Here is a 17,294-nt window from a genome sequence, read left to right as displayed (position 1 = left end):
GACCTGCACCGATCCGGTGAAGCCGCGGCCGACGGCGATACCGCCCAGGGTGAAGGGGGTGACGAAGCCCCGGCGGCCCTGGTGGGCGGCGAACCCGTCGCCGCGGGGTGGCGGCTGCCGTGCGCCGGCCGCCCCGTCAGCTGCGGGCGAGGAGCACCGCTCCGGCGGTGACCAGGCCGAGCAGGACGGCGGCCGCGCCGTACGTCAGCCGGTGCGAGCGCACCACCGGCAGGTAGCGGTCCACGGCGTAGCGGCCGGGCCCGGTCAGCGCGAGCGCCGCCGCGGAGGCGATCAGCAGCCACTCGTACTCGCTGCCGCCCTTCATCGCGAAGAAGCTGCCGTTCCAGGTGACGGCGAGCGCGTTGAGCATGGTGCCGAGGATCGCGGCGGCGGCCAGCGGGGTCAGCAGGCCCACGATGAGCGCCACTCCGCCGCCGGCCTCGGTGAACCCGGCCACGAAGGCCATGAACTTGGGGGCCGGATAGCCCTTCATCTCGAAGAACTTGGCGGTGCCGTCGAGCCCGCCGCCGCCGAACCAGCCGAACAGCTTCTGGCTGCCGTGCCCGGCCATGGTCAGGCCCAGCATCACGCGCAGCACCAGGAGGCCGGCGTCGTAGGCGTGCGGGGAGGTGATCGCGGAGTCCGGGAATCTCCCGGCCGCAGCGGTGGTGGTGGCGGCGGTCGTGCTCGGGCTGCTGCTCGGCATGCGCGTCTCCATCGAAAAAATTTGGGGGGTTCGTCGATGCCGGTTCGGGGTATTTGTTCAAATTCGAACCGGGGGTGGTTTGACCGTACCGGTAAGTTTGAATTTGAACAACACGCACGGCAGTGAAATTTGGCGTGGTCGGGTCATCAGTGGTGCGGACCGGCGTACGGGGGCGGAGCACGGGGCACGCTCAGGACATGGCACATCGCAATCACGACCGGCAGGCCGCTGACGGGGGCACTCCCCACGCCGGGGCCCTCGCCGCCTTCACCGAACGGATCCGGCTGGTCACCCCCGGGCAGTGGGACGCACCCACCCCGTGCGCCGGCTGGACCGTCCGGGATCTGGTCAACCACCTCACCGGCGAGCAGCTCTGGGTGCCCGAACTGCTGATGGGCTCGACCGTCTCCGAGGTCGGCGCCCGCTTCGACGGCGACGTCCTCGGCGACGACCCGGTGGCCGCCTGGACCGCCGCCGCGGACGCCGCCCGCGACGCCTTCACCGTCCCCGGCGCCACCGGGCTCACCGTGCACCTCTCGTTCGGCGACGTCTCGGGCCGGTACTACCTGGACCAGCTCACCGCCGACGCCGTCGTGCACACCTGGGACCTCGCCGAGGCCATCGGCCGGCTCACCCGGCTCCCCGAGGACCTGGTCGACTTCGCGCTCACCGAGTTCACCGGCTACGGCGACCTCTCCGGCAGCGGCCTGTTCGACGCCCCGTTGGCCGTACCGGACGACGCCGCGCCGCAGACCCGGCTGCTCGCCCTCACCGGTCGGCGGGACCGCCCCTGACCTGCCCCGTTCCGTCCGCCCCCACGGGCAACGGGCGCGACGCCGGATACTGGAGGTGTCGGGGGCACGACGGAGAGGCGGGCACGCCATGAGCCGCAGGCCGGACATCCTGGGCGAGTTCACCGCGGAACACCGAGCGGTGGAGGACCTGCTCGCCCGGATCGAGGCCGCGCCGGCCGCCGCCGGCGGGGCGGACGCCCCTGGCGGGGGCGGGGGCGAGCAGGGCCGGAGCGAACGGGACGGGGACGGCGGCGGGGGCTCGGCGGAGCGGGACCGGCTGCTCGCGGAGCTCACCGATCTGCTGTTCAGCCACTGCGCGGCGGAGGAGGAGCACCTGTTCCCGGCCGTCCAGCACGACGTGCCGGACGGCGGCGCCGTGGTCTTCCGGTGCATCCACGACCATCTCGCGATCGGCCAGTACCTCGCCGACCTGGCGGCCCTGCCGCCCGGCGACCCGGCGGCCGACACCCTGCTCGGCGGGCTCGCCGGGCTGCTGCGCCGGCACCTGGCGACCGAGGAGAAGCAGCTGTTCACCGCCGCCCGCAAGGCCCTCCCGGCCGCCGCCCGGGCCGCGCTGGGCGAACGGCTGCGGGCCGACCGGGCGGCGGTAGCCGAGGCCGGCGCGTAGGCGTCCGCCGTGGGGCCGGGCGGGGTTCGGCCCGCCCCGGTGGGGCGGACCGTGCCCGGGGTGGCCGTGACTGCGGCGGACGGGCCCGGGGCGGACGGGCCCGGGCGTGGCCCGTCGGGGGTCACGGCTTGGTGCTGATCACCGCGAACCGGCCGCCCTCCGGGTCCCGGAGCCGGGCCACCCGCCCGTACGGCGAGTCGAAGGCCGGGCCGAGCGCGCTGCCGCCGAGCTCCTCCGCCCTGGTCAGCGCGGCGTCGGTGTCCGGCACCGCGAACGACACCTCCCAGTGCGGGGGCGTCCCCGCCTGACCGGACGCCTGGTCCCTGGCCAGCGCGGCGACGCTGTGCCCCTCCGCCCGCAGCACCACCCGGTCGTGCTCCCAGCGGACCTCGAACCGCTCCGGGTCCCGGCCGTCCCAGCGGAACACCTCACCGTAGAAGAGCGCCGCCGCGAACGGGTCCGGGGTCCGCAGCTCGATCCAGACCGGCGCCCCCGGGAGGTCGAGCCGCCGGGCGCGGCCCAGCGGTCCCTCCCAGATGCCGAACACCGCGCCCACCTGGTCCGCGGCGAAGGCCACCCGGCCCGCGTCGAAGGAGAGCGGGCCGACCGCGAGCGTCGCCCCGCGCTCACGGACCGCGTCGGCGGCGGCGTCCGCGCTCTCCGTGCCGAAGTAGCTGGTCCAGGCGACCGGCATGTCCCAGCCCCCGCTCGCCACGCCCAGCCCGGCCACCGCCTCGCCGCCGGTCACGGCGTGCACGTAGGGGCCGAAGCGGTCCGGTCCCGGCTCGAACTCCCAGCCCAGCAAAGGCCCGTAGAAGGACTTGGCGGCGTCGAGGTCGCGCGCCATCAGGCTCACCCAGCACGGAACGGCCGCCACGCAGCGCACCTCGGCCGTCGGTTCCTCGCTGCCCATCGAGCACCACCTCCGAGACCCCGGCCGCCGGGCCCCTCCCGACTCCCACGGCCGTCCGGCCGTCCGGGCGGGTTCAGCCTAGGGCGTGTCCGACATTTCGTGTCGGATCAGCGCGCGGTGCCGGGGTGGGGGCATCGCGGTGTCGGGGTGGGGGTCTCGTGAGGCCGCGGTGGCGGTGCGGCGGACGGGCAGGGACACGGGGCGTGCGCGGCCGACGGCACGCCCCCGCCACCACCGCGGGCCGGGAGGCCGGGAGGCCGCCGGTTCCCGGCGGACCTTCGCCGCGCCGGGAGGCGGCCGGGGCCGGGCCCAGGACGTCCGGGGCGCGGCGAGCGCCCCGGGACGGGGGACGGCCGCGGCGCTCGCTGGCCGTCCCCCGTCATCCGGTCACCGGGGCCGGGACGGCCGGTTGCGGGCGGCCGTCGGCGAGGGTGAGCACCGTGTCCGCCAGGGCGGAGACGGCTGTCGGGTCGTGGGAGATGAACAGCAGCGCGAGGCCGGCGCGGTCCCGCCGGTCGGCGAGGTGCGCGAGGATCGCCGACCGGCTCGCGGCGTCCAGCCCCGAGGTGATCTCGTCGCACACCAGCACCGCCGGTCCGACGATCAACGCCCGTGCCAGTGCGGCCCGCTGGAGCTCGCCGCCGGAGAGCCCGCCGGGCGGGCGGGACGCCTTGGCCGGGTCGAGGCCGAGCCCGGCGAGCAGTTCGCGCGCCTCGCCCGTGGCCGCCGCCGGGGTGAGGCCGCGGAGCCGGACCGCCGCCCGGGCCACCTGGTCGAGCACCGGGCGGTGGTCGGCGAACGCCGCCCGGGCGTCCTGGAACACGTACTGGACGGCCGCCAGCTCCCGGCGCCCGCGCCGCCGGACGCTGCGCGGCAGCGGCCTGCCGTCCAGCGTGACGGTGCCCTCGTGCCGGGGGTGGAGGCCGGCCAGGCAGCGGCCCAGGGTCGTCTTGCCGCTGCCCGAGCGGCCGACCAGGGCGAGGCACTCCCCCGCCCGGAGCGTCAGCGCGACCTCGCGCAGCACCGCCGCGCCGCCGGGGTGGCGCGCGGTGAGGCCGCCGACGTCGAGGCGGACCGGTGCCGAGGGGGCGGCGGTCCCGGCGGACGACGCGCGGAACACCGGCGGAGCCTCCGGCTCGCCGAGCACCTCGCCCGGCGGGCCGGTCCGCACCGCGCGGCCGTCCGCCAGCACCACCACCTCGTCGGCCAGTCCCCGCACCAGGGCGAGGTCGTGGCTGAGCAGCAGGAGCCCGGTGCCGCGTGCGACGAGCCGGCCGAGCAGGGCCGCGAGCCGGCGGGTGGTGGCCGGGTCCTGCCCGGTGGTGGGCTCGTCCGCGACGATCACCCGGGCTCCGGTGAGCAACGCCTGGGCGAGTACCACGCGCTGCTGCTGCCCCCCGGAGAGCTGGTGCGGGAAGCGCCGCAACACCCCTTCCACGTCGTCGAGTTCGGCGTCCAGCAGGGCCTGCCGGACGGCCTCCGGGCCGCCGCCGTGCACCCGGGCGAGGTCGCGCAGCAGGACGCCCACCCGGCGGGCCGGGTTGAGCACCGCGCCGGGGTGCTGCGGCACGTAACCGACCGGGGCGCCGGGCCCGGTGGAGGGGGCGGCCCCGCCGACGGTCACCGTGCCCGACACCCGCGCGCCGTCCGGACAGGCGCCGAGCAGGGCCAGCGCGGTGGTGGTCTTGCCGCTGCCGGACGGTCCGACCAGGGCCGTGACCCGGCCGGGGCGCACCCGCAGCGAGACCCCGTCCACCAGCACCCGCGCGCCGACGGACACCCGCAGCGAGTCCACGGTCGCGAGATCGTCCCCGGTCACACCTTCTCCCCTCGTCGGAGCGCGCCGGAAGCCCGGGACGCCCCGGACCGCCCCGGCACCCGGAACCGCCCGGACGCCCCGGGCCGGTACTGAGCGGCGTCGAACAGCAGGTTGGTGCCGGTGGACAGGCCGGCGACGAGCAGCGCGGGAACCACCACCGCCCACGGCTGGAGGAAGAGTCCCGGCCGGTTGCGGTCGACCATCACCGCCCAGTCGGCCGCGTCCGGCTGCACCCCGACCCCGAGGAAGGCCGCCGTCGCCACCAGGTACAGCGCGCCGACCAGCCGGGTGCCGGCGTCGGCGGCGAGGGTGCGGCGGATCGTCCGGGCCACCTGCCCGAACGCGATCCGCCACCAGGACTCGCCGTGCAGCCGCAGCGCCTCGACCACCGGCCGGGACGCCGCCGCCACCGCCGCCGCGTGCACCACCCTGGTGACGTCCGGCACCGCGGCGACCCCGACCAGCACGGCCAGTCCGGCCGGTCCCGGCTCCAGCGCGGTGGCGACCAGCAGGACGAGCAGCAGGGCCGGTACGGCGATCAGCACGTCCAGCGGCCGCAGCAGCAGTTCCTCCAGCCAGGCCCGACCGGTCAGCGCGGCGGCCAGGGCGAGTGGCAGCGCCAGCGCGTAGGCGAGCACGGTCGCGGTGACGGCGACGAGCACCACCGACCGCCCGCCGAGCAGGATCTGCCGCCAGACGTCCCGCCCGGTGAAGTCGGTGCCCAGCCAGTGCCCGCCGCCGGGCGTGAACGACACCCCGCGCGGGCCGGGCTCCCCCGCGACCAGCGGGCCGAACAGCGCGAGCAGCAACGGCACGGCGACCAGCGCGAGCCCGAGGGCGTACCGTCTCACCGCTCCTCCCCGCGACGCCGTGCGACGCCGCGCCCGGCCCACGCCGCCGAGCGGCGGGCCAGCCAGCGGCAGCGCCGTGCGAGGGCCCGGCCGACCCCGCACTCGAACCCGGCGCCGGCCGGAGCGGCCCCGGGCGCGGACCCGGCGCCGCCCGGGGTGCCCGCTCCACCGCCGGTGGCGTTCCCGGCGCACCGCCGCACCGCGGTGGCCCGGTGCCCGGGAGCGGGAGCGGGGCCACCGCCGTGCCGCGGTGCGCCGGCGACCGGGCCGCCGACGGGGACGGCCGGGCCGCCGGCGGCCGATGGCGGAGCGGGCCGGTTCCGGGCGGCCGACGGGGCGACGGCCACCCGGGGCGCCCGGGCAGCGCGGGCCGGGGCACCGGGGGCCCGGTGGGCGTGGGGCGGGGTCATACGGTGACCTCCGTTCGGGGGGCGAGGCGGCGGGCGGCGAGGTCGGCGGTGAGGTTCAGCAGGACGGTGACGGTGCCGAACAGGACCGCCAGCGCCTGCACCACCGGGACGTCGCGGGCGGCGACCGCGTCCAGCAGGACCGTGCCCAGCCCCGGGACGACGAACAGCGCCTCGGCCACGATCACCCCGCAGAGCAGCCAGTCGGCCGTGCGGGCGAGGTGCTGGACGGCCGGGGCCAGGGCGTTCGGCAGGGCGTGCGTCAGCCGGACCCTGGTGGGCGGGACCCCGCACCGCAGCGCGTGGACGGCGTACGGGGCCGCCATCGCGTCGACCAGGCCGGCCCGGACCAGGCGGGCGGTCGAGCAGACCGGGCGGGCCAGCAGGACGGCCACCGGCAGCACCAGCGCCGCGGGCTGCCGGTCGAGCCCGCCGACGGCGGTCGGCGGGAGCCAGCCGAGGCGGAGCGCGAAGACCGCCGTGAGCAGCACACCGAGCGCGAACTCCGGTACCGCGTACACCCCGAGGGTGACCGTGCTGATGGCCCGGTCGAGGATGCCGCCCTCACGGCGCGCGGCGAGCAGACCGAGGCCGACCGCCGCCGGGACGAGCAGGGCGAGCGTGAGGGAGGCGAGCAGCAGGGTCGGGGCGAGGCCGTCGGCGAGGTGGTCGGCGACCGGGCGGCCGCTGACGAGCGAGCGTCCCAGCTCGCCGTGGGCCAGTTCGCCCGCCCAGTGGGCGAACCGCTCCGGTGCCGGGCGGTCCAGCCGCAGTGCCGTGCGGATCGCGGCGATCCGCGCCGGATCGGGGGCGTCGCCCGCGAGGGTGACGGCGGCGTCGCCGGGGAGCGCCTCGGTGAGGACGAAGACGAGGACCGGGACGGCCGCGATCTGCCCGGCGCCGAGCAGCAGCCGGCGCCGGGCCCAGCCGCGCAGCGGCGTCGTCATGCCAGCCAGACCTTGTCGAACCTGGCCCAGTCGAGGGTGTTGGCCGGGGCGTCGGCGGCCACCCCGCGCAGCCGCGGGGCGTGGCCGACGATCCAGTCGGCGAACCCCCAGACCAGCAGGCCGCCCTCCTCGAAGAGCCGGCGCTGCATCCGCTCGTAGAGGGCGGTGCGGGCGGCGGGGTCGGCGGTGGCCTGGGCCTGGGTGTACAGGTCGTCGAAGTCGGGGCGGCGCCAATGGGTGGCGTTGGTGGTGGAGTTGGAGAGCAGCCGCTGGGAGATGTGGGACTCGATGGGCATCGCGCCGGAGCGGAAGGAGGCGAGCGTGCCGCCGTCCAGGATGTCCTTCCAGTAGGTGTCCTTGCTGCCGACCCGCACCTCCACGGTGACTCCGGCCGCGGCGGCCTGCTCCTTGAGGATGCCCGCCGCCTCGACCAGGCCTGCCGCGACCGGCGAGGTGTCGAGGGTGACCCGCAGGCCCTCGGCGCCGGCCTCGCGCAGCAGCGCCCGGGCCCGGTCGAGGTCGCGGGTGCGCTGCGGCAGGCCGGCCGGGTAGTACTGGCTGCCCTTGCCGAACAGGTCGTTGCCGATCTCCCCGGCGCCGGACAGCGCGCCGTCGACGAGTTCGCGCCGGTCGACGAGGTGGAAGAACGCCTGGCGGACGCGGACGTCGTCGAAGGGCGGCCGGTCGGTCTTCATGACGAAGCCCTGCATGGCGCTGTTGCGCAGCCGGACGATGCCGATCCGCCCGCCGGACTCGTGGGTGCGGGCGGTGGCGGGGGTCAGCTCGTGGGCGTACTCGGCCTGTCCGGCGAGCAGGGCGTTGGCGCGGGCGGACTCCTCGGCGGCGGCGAGGATCTCCAGCTCTTCGAGGTGCGGCGCACCGTCCCAGTAGCCGTCGAAGCGCCGCAGCAGCAGTGAGACGCCGGGCCGGAAGCCGACGAAGGCGAACGGGCCGGAACCGACCGGCCGCTGGAACTCGTCGGTGCCGTCCGGGACGATGTAGGCGCCGAACGCGGCCAGGACGTTGGGGAATTCGGCGTACGGGCGCTTGAGCCGGAACTCGACGGTGCGCGGGTCGACGGCCCGGCTGGCGGCGAGGTCGATCGGTTCGAGCGAGGCCCGGGCCCGGAAGGCGCGCTTGGGGTCGGCGATCCGCCGGTAGCTGTGGAGCACGTCGGCGGCGGTGACCGGGCGGCCGTCGTGGAAGGCCGCCTCGCGCAGCCGGACGGTCCAGACGTCGAGACCGGGGCCGGGCTCCCAGCCGGTGGCCAGGCGCGGGACGGCGGCGAGGTCGGGGCCGCTGTCGGCGAGCTTGTCGTAGAGCGCCTTGGCGCGCGCGGCGTCGGCGAACAGGTTGACCTGGTGCGGGTCGAGGGTCTCGTTGGCACCGCCGCCCGCGAACAGGGCGCGCAGCCGGCCGCCGCGCCGGGGGGTGGCGTCGGGGCCCGCGGAGGGGGCGGGGCCGGACCGGCCCGGGGAGCAGGAGAGCAGGGTGAGGGCCGATCCGGCGGCGGAGGCGGTGAGCAGGGTACGGCGGGCGAGCGGAGCAGGTATCAAGTGTCAACTTCTCTTTCGGGCGCGGGAGTCGAGCCGGGCGACCAGGTGCAGGCGGTCGCCGTCGGCGGTGTCGGCGGTGTCGGCGGTATCGGCGGTTTCGGCGGGCCGGTCGCCGTCGGTCCAGCGCGGTTCGGTGCGCGGGCCGGGTCCGTCGTGGAGGGCGAGGACGGTGAAGCCGTGGACGGCGAGCAGGTGGCGCAGTTCCTGGGGGAAGAGCAGCCGCCAGGCGGAGTGCTGCTCCACCGGTGGGCCGCCGTCGTCGCTGGCCCAGCTGCGGGTGCGGCGCAGGAGCTGCGCGGCGCGGTCGATCCGCAGCACGGTCCGCGAGGTGTGGGTGACGCCGTCGTGGGTGACGCTGTCGAGTCGGGGGACGTCGAGGAGTTCGGTGCGACCGAGGAAGAAGGCGCCGTTGCGGAGTTCGGCGATCAGCAGGCCACCGGGGCGCAGGTGCCGGAGGAGGCGGCCGAAGAAGGCGTCGAGGTGCGCGTTAGTGTGGCAGTAGAGCAGCGCGCTGTCCAGGCAGAGTGCGGCGTCGAACCGTTCGGGTAGCTCGAAAGTCCGCATGTCAGCGACGTGGTAGGCCGGTCCGGGGTGGTGCTCGCGGGCGTACTCGACCATGGCCGGGGAGGTGTCCAGGCCGGTGACGGTGTACCCGGCCGCGCGGTGCAGCCAGCCGGCGTCGCGGCCGGTGCCGCAGCCGAGGTCGAGGAGATCGGGCCCGGCACCGTGCTCGCGGAGCACCGACTCGGCCCACCGGGCGGCGGTGAACCCCGGGTCGGGGAAGCGGAGTTCGTAGAGCTCCGGGTGGTCGGTGAGCAGGTTCCGGTGGGCGGCGGAGGCGGCGGGGGCCGCCGGTTGCTGGTTCATCGGGCCTCGGTGGGGAGCGGGCGGGCGGGGGCGGGGAGCCGTCCGGTGCGGTGCAGCCGGGCGAGCGCGGTGGCGGAGGCCAGGCCGAGGGCGGCGCAGAGCAGCCAGGGCGCGGTGGCGGTGCTGTCCATGGCGCGGCCGACCAGGGTGTTGCCGATCGCCGCGGCGAAGCCGGAGACCACGTAGTACAGGCCGTAGTAGGTGCCGGTGAGGCCGTCGCGGCCGAACGCCGGGATCAGCGCGAGCACGAACGGCTGCGCGGTCATCAGCCCCAGCTGGAGCAGCAGGACTCCCCCGAGCACGCCGGGCAGGCCCGGCGCGGCGAGCGGCAGCAGGAAGCCGGTGGCGGCGACGGCGAGCCCGGCCGGGATCCAGCGCGAGGGCGGGCCGTGCCGCTGCAGCCGGGTGGTGATGCGCAGTTGCAGGGTCAGGTTGGCGAGGGTGCTGGTCAGGAAGACCAGGCTGACGGCGCCCTCCCAGCCGGTGGCGCGCCGGGCGGCGTCGGGCAGCAGCAGGTAGAGCTGGCTCTCCATGCCGAACAGGCCGACCATGCCCAGCGAGAACGCCAGGAAGCGCCGGTCCGCGGCGACCTCGCGCCAGTCGGCGAGCACACCGCGCGGGGGCGCGGGCGGGGTGGCGCTCTCGGGGAGCGCACAGGCCTGGGCCACGGTGAGCACGGCGAAGATGCCGGCGGCGGTGAGCGCGGCGGCCCGGAAGTCGACCAGCAGCAGGACGGTGCCGATCAGCGGACCGGCCAGCGCGCCGGTGGTCGCGAACACCGAGAACAGCGCGAACGCCTCGGCCTTGCGGTCGGCGGCCTCGTGCGCGACGTAGGTGCGCACGGCCGGGTTGAACAGCGCGCCGGCCAGTCCGCTGAGCGCGGACGCGGCGAGCAGGATGCCGAGGGTGTCGCCGAGCGCGAAGAGCCCGAAGCCGACGCTGCGCAGCGCGCAGCCGGCGATGATCACGCGGCGTGCGCCGAGCCGGTCGGCGGCCGAGCCGCCGAGGATGAACAGGCCCTGCTGGCTGAGGTTGCGCAGGCCGAGCACGGTGCCGACGGCGAGCGCGGACAGGCCCAGGTCGTGGCCGAGGTGACCGGCCAGGTACGGGATGAGCAGGTAGAAGCCGGTGTTGACGCCGAGCTGGTTGACCAGCAGGAGCCGTACGGGCAGCGGGAAGGTCCGTACGGCGCGCAGTATCGTCACCGGCCGGCCACCGGGCGGCACTGGTCGAAGGGCTCGACGAACGGTTCGGGGTGCGGCTGGGCGGGCGGCTGGGCGCGGTGGTCCGCGCGGGCCCCGGGGAACGGTCCGGCCGCGGCTCCGGCGAGCGGCTCCGGCCGCTCCTCCCCGGCCGCCCCGGCCGGCCCGGGGGCGGGCAGCACGCCGAGGCCGGCCCGGTCGGGGGTGCGGACGGTGCCGTCCGCACCGCCGATGCCCTGCCAGGGGTCGTGGGCGAGCAGCAGGTGGCCGTCGAGGTCGAGCCAGCGGGCCCGGTCGGCGAGGTGGACGGCGGGCGCGATGCCGAGCGAGCTGGCCGCCAGGCAGCCGAGCATCAGCTCGGTGCCGCTGCCGCGCAGCGCCTCGGCGATGCGCAGCACCTGGTGCACGCCGCCGCACTTGGCGAGCTTGAGGTTGACGCCGTGCACCCGGCCGGCGAGCCGGCAGGCGTCCTCGTAGTCGACGGCGTCCTCGTCGGCGATCACCGGGACGGGCGAGCGTTCGGCGACGGCGGCGAGCTCGTCGGGACGGCCCGGGGCGATCGGCTGCTCGACGGCCTCGACCCCGATGGCCGCGAAGGCGGGCAGCAGTTCGAGGGCCTGGGCGGGGGTCCAGGCGCCGTTGGGGTCGAGCAGCAGCCGGGCGTCCGGGGCGGCCTCGCGGACCGCCTGGACGCGGGCCAGGTCGAGGCCCGGGTCGGGGGCGCCGGCCTTGACCTTGAGCACGGTGAATCCGGCGTCGGCGAGCCGGGCGGCCTGGACGGCGGCGCGGGCGGGCGGGTCGATGCCGATGGTGCGGGCGGTGGCGGCGGCGACCGGGTCGGCGCGGCCGAGGAGGCGGTGGACGGGTTCGCCGGCCCGCTTGCCGACCAGGTCGAGCAGGGCGGCCTCGACGGCGGCCAGTACTCCGGCCGGCGGCCCGGCCGGGGGCGGGGCGAACGGGGCCGCGCCGGCCCGGAGGTCGGCGAGCGCCTGTTCCGGGTCCGGGAACCGCTCCAGCGCGGGTCGCAGGGTGCGGAGTTCGCGGTGGATCCGGTCGGTGGGCAGACCCAGGTAGACGCTGCTGACCGCCTCGCCGTGACCGGTCAGCCCGCCGTGGGAGAGGGCGAGCCGGACGGCGTCGCGTTCGGTGGTCACCGAGCGGGAGATGCGCAGCGGAGCCGCCAGCCGGAGCCGGACGGTGCGGACGTCGAGCCTCATCGGCCCTCCTCGGTACGGGTGGGGGCGGGTACGGGGGCCGCGGCGGGGGACGCGCGCGGAACGGGGGCCGCGACGGGCGCCGGGGCGGGGGAAGCCCGGGTCGCGGCGGGGCGGCAGCAGGACCGGGCCGCGGGCCCGGCCGCCGTCCCGGGGGCGGTTCCGGCCGCGCGGGGCACGGCCGGGCGCCGCCGCACGGTGCGGACACCGAGGCTCATCGGTCCCCCTCCGCGTACGCGGGCGCGCCCAGCGGGACGGCGGCGGGAACGGCCGCGGGCACCGGGCGGGCGGTGCGGCAGCGGGCCCAGCCGGTGACCTCGACGGCCGCCGGGTGCGGGATCTCGATCGGACGGGGCGCGGCGCGCTCGGCGTCCAGGCCGTGCCGGCGGCAGAACGCGTCGTCGTACACCGTGCCGAGGTAGCGGTGCGGGCCGTCGGGGAAGACCGTGGCGACGGCCGCTCCCGGGTGGACCCGGGCCGCCCAGGCCGCCACCAGGGCGACCGCGCCGGTGGACCAGCCGCCGCTGACGAACGCGCCCCGGGCCAGCCGCCGGCAGGCGTCGACCGCCTCGGCCGGGCCGACCCAGTGCACCTCGTCGAAGGCCTGGCGGGCGACGTTGCGCGGGTGGATGGAGCTGCCCAGGCCGCGCATCAGCCGGGGCCGGGCGGGCTGGCCGAAGATGGTGGAGCCGACCGAGTCGACGCCGATGATCCGCAGCCGGGGCCAGCGGCGGCGCAGCGCCTCGGCCAGCCCGGCGCTGTGCCCGCCGGTACCGACGCTGCAGACCAGCACGTCGAGGTGGTCGAGGTCGGCGGTGATCTCCTGGGCCATCGCCCGGTAACCGGCCGCGTTGTCGGGGTTGTTGTACTGGTCGGGCCAGTAGGCGTCGGGCAGCCGGTCGAGCACCGAGCGCAGCCGGTCGAGCCGGGCGGCCTGCCAGCCGCCGTGCCGGGCCGGCTGCTCGACCAGCTCCAGCCCGGCCCCGTAGGAGCGCAGCAACTGGCGCATGGACGGTTCGAGTTCGCTGTCGCCGACCAGGACGACGGGGTGGCCGAGGGCCTGACCGGCGAAGGCCAGACCGATGCCCATGGTGCCCGAGGTGGACTCCACCACCGTCGCGCCGGGCCGGAGTTCGCCGCGTGCGTGGGCGCCGCGGAGCATGGCGACGGCCGAGCGGGCCTTCATGCCACCGGCGCTCAGCCCCTCCAGCTTGGCCCAGAAGCCGGGGTGCGGATGGGGCAGCGGGGTGGTGATCCGGGCCAGCGGGGTGCGGCCGAGCAGCGGCAGCAGGTCCGGATTGCCGAGCGCCGCGCCGGGATCGAGCAGGGCGGTCACCGGGCCGCACCCCCGTACTGGTGGAGGACGGTGGGCCCGCCGTCGAGCCAGAAGAAGGGGTAGGGCTCGGCACTGACGCCGGTCACGCCGTCGCCGAGCAGGCACGGCAGCACGGCGCTCGCGGTCTGCGCGAAGAGCACCAGGGGCTTGCCGGTGGCGCGGGCGTGGGCGAGCAGCGGGTCGAGGGAGCCGTTGCCGAGGGTCATGCCGGAGGCGAGGATCGCGTCGCAGTCGGCGAGCCGGGCGAGGGCGTCGGCGTGCACCGGCTCGTCCCATTCGGTGGTGCCGCCCTTGAGGTCGCACGCGAGGTAGTCGACGCCGTGCGAACGGAGCTGTTCCAGGAGGGAGTTGACGACTCCGACGACCAGGACCCGGCGGACGGCGGCGAGCGGCAGCAGCCGGACCACGGCGGCGGCGCGGGCGCGGGACTTCGCCAGCGAGGTGCCGGCCGGCAGGGCGACCGCCCGGGCGCCCCGGGCCGGTCCGTGCGGCCGGCAGTGGCCGAGGTAGGCGTCGAGTGCGGCGACCCGGACGGCGGTGCGCGGGTGGTCGAGCAGCTCGTCGACGGTGGCGCCGACGCAGTCGGTGAGGGTGTCGTCGGGCAGCTCGCCGGGCTCGACGGCGCAGGAGCCGACGGCGGCGCCGAGCCGGAGGCTGAGCACCTCGTTGCGGTAGCCGCGGGTCCGGCCGCCGTGCCGGACGGCCTGGGCGGTGGTGAAGGCGAGGGCGATCCGCAGGGAGGCCGGGTCGGGCCCGTACGCCCCCGTACGGGCCCGCCCGGTGATCAGGTCGAGCACGGGACCGGCGGCGGTCCCGGTGCCCGGGGTCGGGCCCGGGATCGGGCCCGGGGTCCGGGCTCCCGGGGCCGTGGCACTCCGGGTCGCGGCGGCGCTCACGCCGGCACCGCCGTGGATCCGGCCACGGACTCCGCGGCACGCCCGGCGGCCGGAACGGCCGGCGCGACCGGCACGGTGGGCCCGGCGGGCGCAACCGGTGCGGCCGGCCCGGCGACCCGGTCGGCGCCGGCGAAGCGGGGGGTGAGCCCGGCGAGCAGCCGCTCGGCCGTGCGGCGCGCCCCGGCCCCGCCGGTGTCGGCGGTCATCACGTGCCCGAGGTACTCGTTGTTGCTGGTGGCCGGCCGCACGGCGCGCCCGGCCCCGGCGAGGCCGAGTTCGACCACCGCGGGGTCGTTCCGGACGTCCTCCTCGCCGTCGAAGCCGTCCAGCAGCCCCGCCTGCCCGTCCCCGGGCACGAGGAAGGCGATCGCGGCGCTGGCGACCCCGGTCGGGTGCACGGTGAGGTCGGGCCGACGGCCGAGGGCGACGTCGACGGCGGCGGCGGCCAGGTCGACCCCGGTGACCCGCCGGACCAGCTCGGTGATCCGGTTCCCGGCCGGCCGGGGGTTGACCTCGACCACGCGCGGCCCGGCGGGGGTGAGCTTGATCTCGGTGTGCGCGACGACCTGGTCGAGCCCCAGCGCGGTGAGCGCGGCGACGGCCGTGCCGGCGGCGGCCGCGGCCTCGGCCGGGTCCAGGGCCGCGGGGAACATGTGGCCGGTCTCGACGAAGGCGGGCGCGCCGCCGACGCTCTTGTCGGTGATCCCGACGACGTGCGCGACGCCGTCCGCGGAGACCGTCTCGACGCTGACCTCGGGCCCGGTGAGCAGTTCCTCCAGCAGCACCGCCGTCTCCCGCCGCTGGCCGCGCGCGTTGACCGGGAAGGCGTCCAGCGCTCGCATCGCCGCGAGGAGTCCGCCCTCGTCGCGGACCTCGGTGACGAACATCCCGGCGCACAGGTCGACCGGCTTGACGACCAGCGGGTAGCCGATCTCCCGGGCGGCGGCACAGGCCTGCGCCCGGTCGGTACAGAGCGCGTACGCGGGCCCGCCGACACCGGCCTCGGCGAGCCGCCGGCGGGTGAGGTCCTTGCGGCAGGCGTCGGTGACCGCCGCGGGCGCGGGCCCGGGCAGGCCGAGCCGGTGGGCCACCCTGGCGACCTGCGGCAGGTAGTAGTCGCAGGAGGAGAGCACGCCGTCGAAGCCGAGCAGCCCGTGCAGCCGTTCGGCGAACGGGAGCAGCGCGTCCGGGTCGTTGGTGTCGGCGGTGAGGATGTTCTCGGCGGCGAGCAGCGGGTGCGGGCCGTCGGCGGGGGTGGTGGCCCGCAGGTAGTGGTGCAGGTCGCGGGTGAGGAAGGTGAAGCGGTGGCCGCCCTCCCCCAGCGCCCGGGGCAGCAACCTGCTCATGGAGCCGACCCAGCTCTCGATCACCAGCAGATGCGCCACGACTCTCCCTTTCGACGGACACGACGGCACGGCGGACGCGGCGGACACGCCGGCGGCGGACCCGGCCGGTACGTCCGACACGGCGAACAGGCAGGACCGTAACGGGATTCGTTTTCATTTTCAACACGCCCGGCCGAGACATCCGCCGGGGCATCAGATGAAATTGATTTTCATGTACTCTGGCCCTCACCCGCCCCGCCGCAGCCCTGCCGGAGCCGTCTGATGAACCGTCATTTCCCCTATGTCGTCCGCCATGCGCTCCCGCAGGACGTGCCCGGAGCGCGCCGGCTGATCCTGGACACGTTCTACCGGGAGTTCGGCTACGGCTACGTGCCCGACTGGCACGCCGACGTCGTGGACCTCCAGAGCCACTACCTGGACCACCCCCGGCACGCCCTGCTGGTCGCCGTGCACGACGGCGAGGTGGTCGCCACCACCGCCCTGCACTCCGCCGGACCGCTCCACCCGCCGCACCCGCGCGAGATCGCCGAGCGCTACCCGTCCGGGACGACCGCCCAGCTGGTCCGGGTCTACGTCCGGGCCGAGCACCGCCGGCACGGACTGGCCCGCGAGCTGGTCCACCGGGCCCGCGAGTTCGCCGCCGGGGAGGGCGGCTACCGGCGGCTCTACCTGCACACCAACACGGAGATCGCCGGGGCCGAGCCGTTCTGGCGCAGCCTCGCCGAGGAGGTCTACGACGCCCGGCCGACCGGCGAGCACGGCCCCGGCGTGGCCACCGTCCACTTCGAGATCCCGCTGCGCCGGCCGGTCGCCGCGGCGGGCGCGGCGGGCCCCGGCGGAACCGTCGGAGCCATGTGACGCAGGTCACGTCCGGGTACGAAATTTCCGGGGAGCGATTCCCCGTTTAGCCCTTCGTAGGACTAAGCGGGGAGTGACTCCCCGGAAGCCGTTTTCCCGGGAGGAGCAGACCCGTGACCACCGTCGCCCACCGGACGGCCCGCGAAGCGGGGCCGGTCCGCACGCCCAGACTGCGTGCGGACGCGAGCCGCAACCGCGAGCGGATCCTCCTGGCGGCCCGGGACGCGCTCGTCGAGCACGGCGCGGACGCGCCCCTGGACGAAATCGCGAAGCGGGCGGGCGTCGGAAACGCTACGCTCTACCGGAACTTCCCCACCAGGGTGGCGCTGATCCGCGAGGTGGCGCTGCACGTCAAGAACCGCGTCGTGGCGATCGCCGAGCGGGCGGCCACCGAGGTCGTCGGCCCGTTCGACGCCCTGGAGCGGTTCGCGCACGAGACGGTCGACGAGAAACTCGGCGCACTCTGCCCGATGCTCACCGACCGGATCGATCTGCACGACCCCGATCTGGTCGAGGCCCGCGAGCGGCTGCTCGGTGTCGTCGGCGGACTCCTGGACCGGGCGAAGGCGGCGGGCGAACTCCGGCCCGACGTCGACCACGGCGACCTGTTCATCGCCATCAGCCAGCTCACCCGCCCGCTGCCGGGCACCTCGTGCCACGTCATGGGGGATTTCGTCCACCGGCACCTGCAACTGTTCCTGGACGGCATGCGGGCACCCGCCCGTTCCCTCCTGCCCGGCCGCCCCGCGACCTTCGAGGACTTCCACAGCGACCACTGATCCGTAGCGCCGGCCGCACGGCGCGCCCCGACGCGCGCCGGCCCGGCCGCGCGGCGCCCCTCCGCCACCGCGCACCGCGGGACGGCGACGAGTGACCGCCGCGTGCCGTGCCGTGCCCGCGCGCTCCCACGGCTTCCGCACCCTTCGTGTGCCGTTCCGCACCTTTCCGCACCCA

The 17,294-nt window shown here is 76.7% G+C and carries 16 protein-coding genes; 4 read left to right on the top strand and 12 right to left on the bottom strand.

Features of this window, described 5'->3' with window-relative positions; translation table 11 throughout:
* Window positions 1-136 precede the first annotated feature (136 nt).
* Window positions 137-706: a DoxX family protein gene (locus ACFCX4_RS03175; protein ID WP_376138416.1), complete on the bottom strand. Its 570-nt coding sequence runs from the start codon at window positions 704-706 to the stop codon at window positions 137-139.
* A gap of 197 nt (window positions 707-903) precedes the next feature.
* On the opposite strand from ACFCX4_RS03175, the gene ACFCX4_RS03170 reads away from it, so the two are divergent.
* The gene (locus ACFCX4_RS03170) at window positions 904-1,500 is read left to right on the top strand and encodes a TIGR03086 family metal-binding protein (RefSeq protein WP_376138414.1); all 597 of its coding nucleotides are present in this window, start codon (window positions 904-906) and stop codon (window positions 1,498-1,500) included.
* Between the two features lie 88 nt (window positions 1,501-1,588).
* The gene (locus tag ACFCX4_RS03165; RefSeq protein ID WP_376138412.1) at window positions 1,589-2,128 is read left to right on the top strand and encodes a hemerythrin domain-containing protein; all 540 of its coding nucleotides are present in this window, start codon (window positions 1,589-1,591) and stop codon (window positions 2,126-2,128) included.
* 121 nt (window positions 2,129-2,249) lie between these two features.
* Here ACFCX4_RS03165 and ACFCX4_RS03160 read toward each other — a convergent pair whose 3' ends face one another.
* From ACFCX4_RS03160 to ACFCX4_RS03110, 11 genes are all read right to left on the bottom strand, one after another.
* Complete coding sequence (locus ACFCX4_RS03160) at window positions 2,250-3,041, bottom strand: VOC family protein (RefSeq protein WP_376138410.1); 792 nt, start codon at window positions 3,039-3,041, stop codon at window positions 2,250-2,252.
* Window positions 3,042-3,420: 379 nt separating this feature from the next.
* Window positions 3,421-4,860 carry an ABC transporter ATP-binding protein gene (locus ACFCX4_RS03155; protein ID WP_376138408.1) on the bottom strand — a complete coding sequence of 480 codons (1,440 nt, stop codon included), beginning with the start codon at window positions 4,858-4,860 and terminating at the stop codon, window positions 3,421-3,423.
* A complete protein-coding gene (locus ACFCX4_RS03150) occupies window positions 4,857-5,711 on the bottom strand; it encodes an ABC transporter permease subunit (RefSeq protein ID WP_376138406.1) in 855 nt (284 codons plus the stop codon). Before ACFCX4_RS03150 ends, ACFCX4_RS03155 begins: the two co-directional genes overlap by 4 nt.
* A 406-nt stretch (window positions 5,712-6,117) precedes the next feature.
* Window positions 6,118-7,065, bottom strand: a complete 948-nt coding sequence (locus tag ACFCX4_RS03145) for an ABC transporter permease (protein WP_376138404.1) — start codon at window positions 7,063-7,065, stop codon at window positions 6,118-6,120.
* Entirely contained in the window at window positions 7,062-8,621 is a 1,560-nt protein-coding gene (locus ACFCX4_RS03140; RefSeq protein WP_376138402.1) for an ABC transporter substrate-binding protein, read from the bottom strand. The genes ACFCX4_RS03145 and ACFCX4_RS03140 overlap by 4 nt, the downstream gene beginning before the upstream one ends.
* Before the next feature lie 3 nt (window positions 8,622-8,624).
* Window positions 8,625-9,488, bottom strand: coding sequence for a class I SAM-dependent methyltransferase (locus ACFCX4_RS03135; protein ID WP_376138401.1), 864 nt, complete (start codon window positions 9,486-9,488; stop codon window positions 8,625-8,627).
* Entirely contained in the window at window positions 9,485-10,693 is a 1,209-nt protein-coding gene (locus tag ACFCX4_RS03130) for an MFS transporter (protein WP_376138399.1), read from the bottom strand. Before ACFCX4_RS03130 ends, ACFCX4_RS03135 begins: the two co-directional genes overlap by 4 nt.
* A complete protein-coding gene (locus ACFCX4_RS03125; RefSeq protein ID WP_376138398.1) occupies window positions 10,690-11,907 on the bottom strand; it encodes a dipeptide epimerase in 1,218 nt (405 codons plus the stop codon). The genes ACFCX4_RS03130 and ACFCX4_RS03125 overlap by 4 nt, the downstream gene beginning before the upstream one ends.
* Window positions 11,908-12,118: 211 nt before the next feature.
* Window positions 12,119-13,240, bottom strand: coding sequence for a PLP-dependent cysteine synthase family protein (locus ACFCX4_RS03120; protein ID WP_376138397.1), 1,122 nt, complete (start codon window positions 13,238-13,240; stop codon window positions 12,119-12,121).
* Window positions 13,237-14,037, bottom strand: coding sequence for a Rossmann-like domain-containing protein (locus ACFCX4_RS03115; RefSeq protein WP_376138396.1), 801 nt, complete (start codon window positions 14,035-14,037; stop codon window positions 13,237-13,239). The genes ACFCX4_RS03120 and ACFCX4_RS03115 overlap by 4 nt, the downstream gene beginning before the upstream one ends.
* A gap of 95 nt (window positions 14,038-14,132) precedes the next feature.
* Window positions 14,133-15,521: an ATP-grasp domain-containing protein gene (locus ACFCX4_RS03110; protein ID WP_376138395.1), complete on the bottom strand. Its 1,389-nt coding sequence runs from the start codon at window positions 15,519-15,521 to the stop codon at window positions 14,133-14,135.
* Between the two features lie 222 nt (window positions 15,522-15,743).
* On the opposite strand from ACFCX4_RS03110, the gene ACFCX4_RS03105 reads away from it, so the two are divergent.
* Both ACFCX4_RS03105 and ACFCX4_RS03100 read left to right on the top strand, forming a co-directional pair.
* Entirely contained in the window at window positions 15,744-16,340 is a 597-nt protein-coding gene (locus ACFCX4_RS03105) for a GNAT family N-acetyltransferase (RefSeq protein WP_376138394.1), read from the top strand.
* Between the two features lie 113 nt (window positions 16,341-16,453).
* Window positions 16,454-17,119: a TetR/AcrR family transcriptional regulator gene (locus tag ACFCX4_RS03100; protein WP_376138393.1), complete on the top strand. Its 666-nt coding sequence runs from the start codon at window positions 16,454-16,456 to the stop codon at window positions 17,117-17,119.
* Window positions 17,120-17,294: the final 175 nt, after the last annotated feature.

The organism is Kitasatospora sp. NPDC056327, assembly GCF_042261735.1.
Classification (GTDB): domain Bacteria; phylum Actinomycetota; class Actinomycetes; order Streptomycetales; family Streptomycetaceae; genus Kitasatospora.
This window is presented reverse-complemented; position numbering and strand designations above follow the sequence as displayed.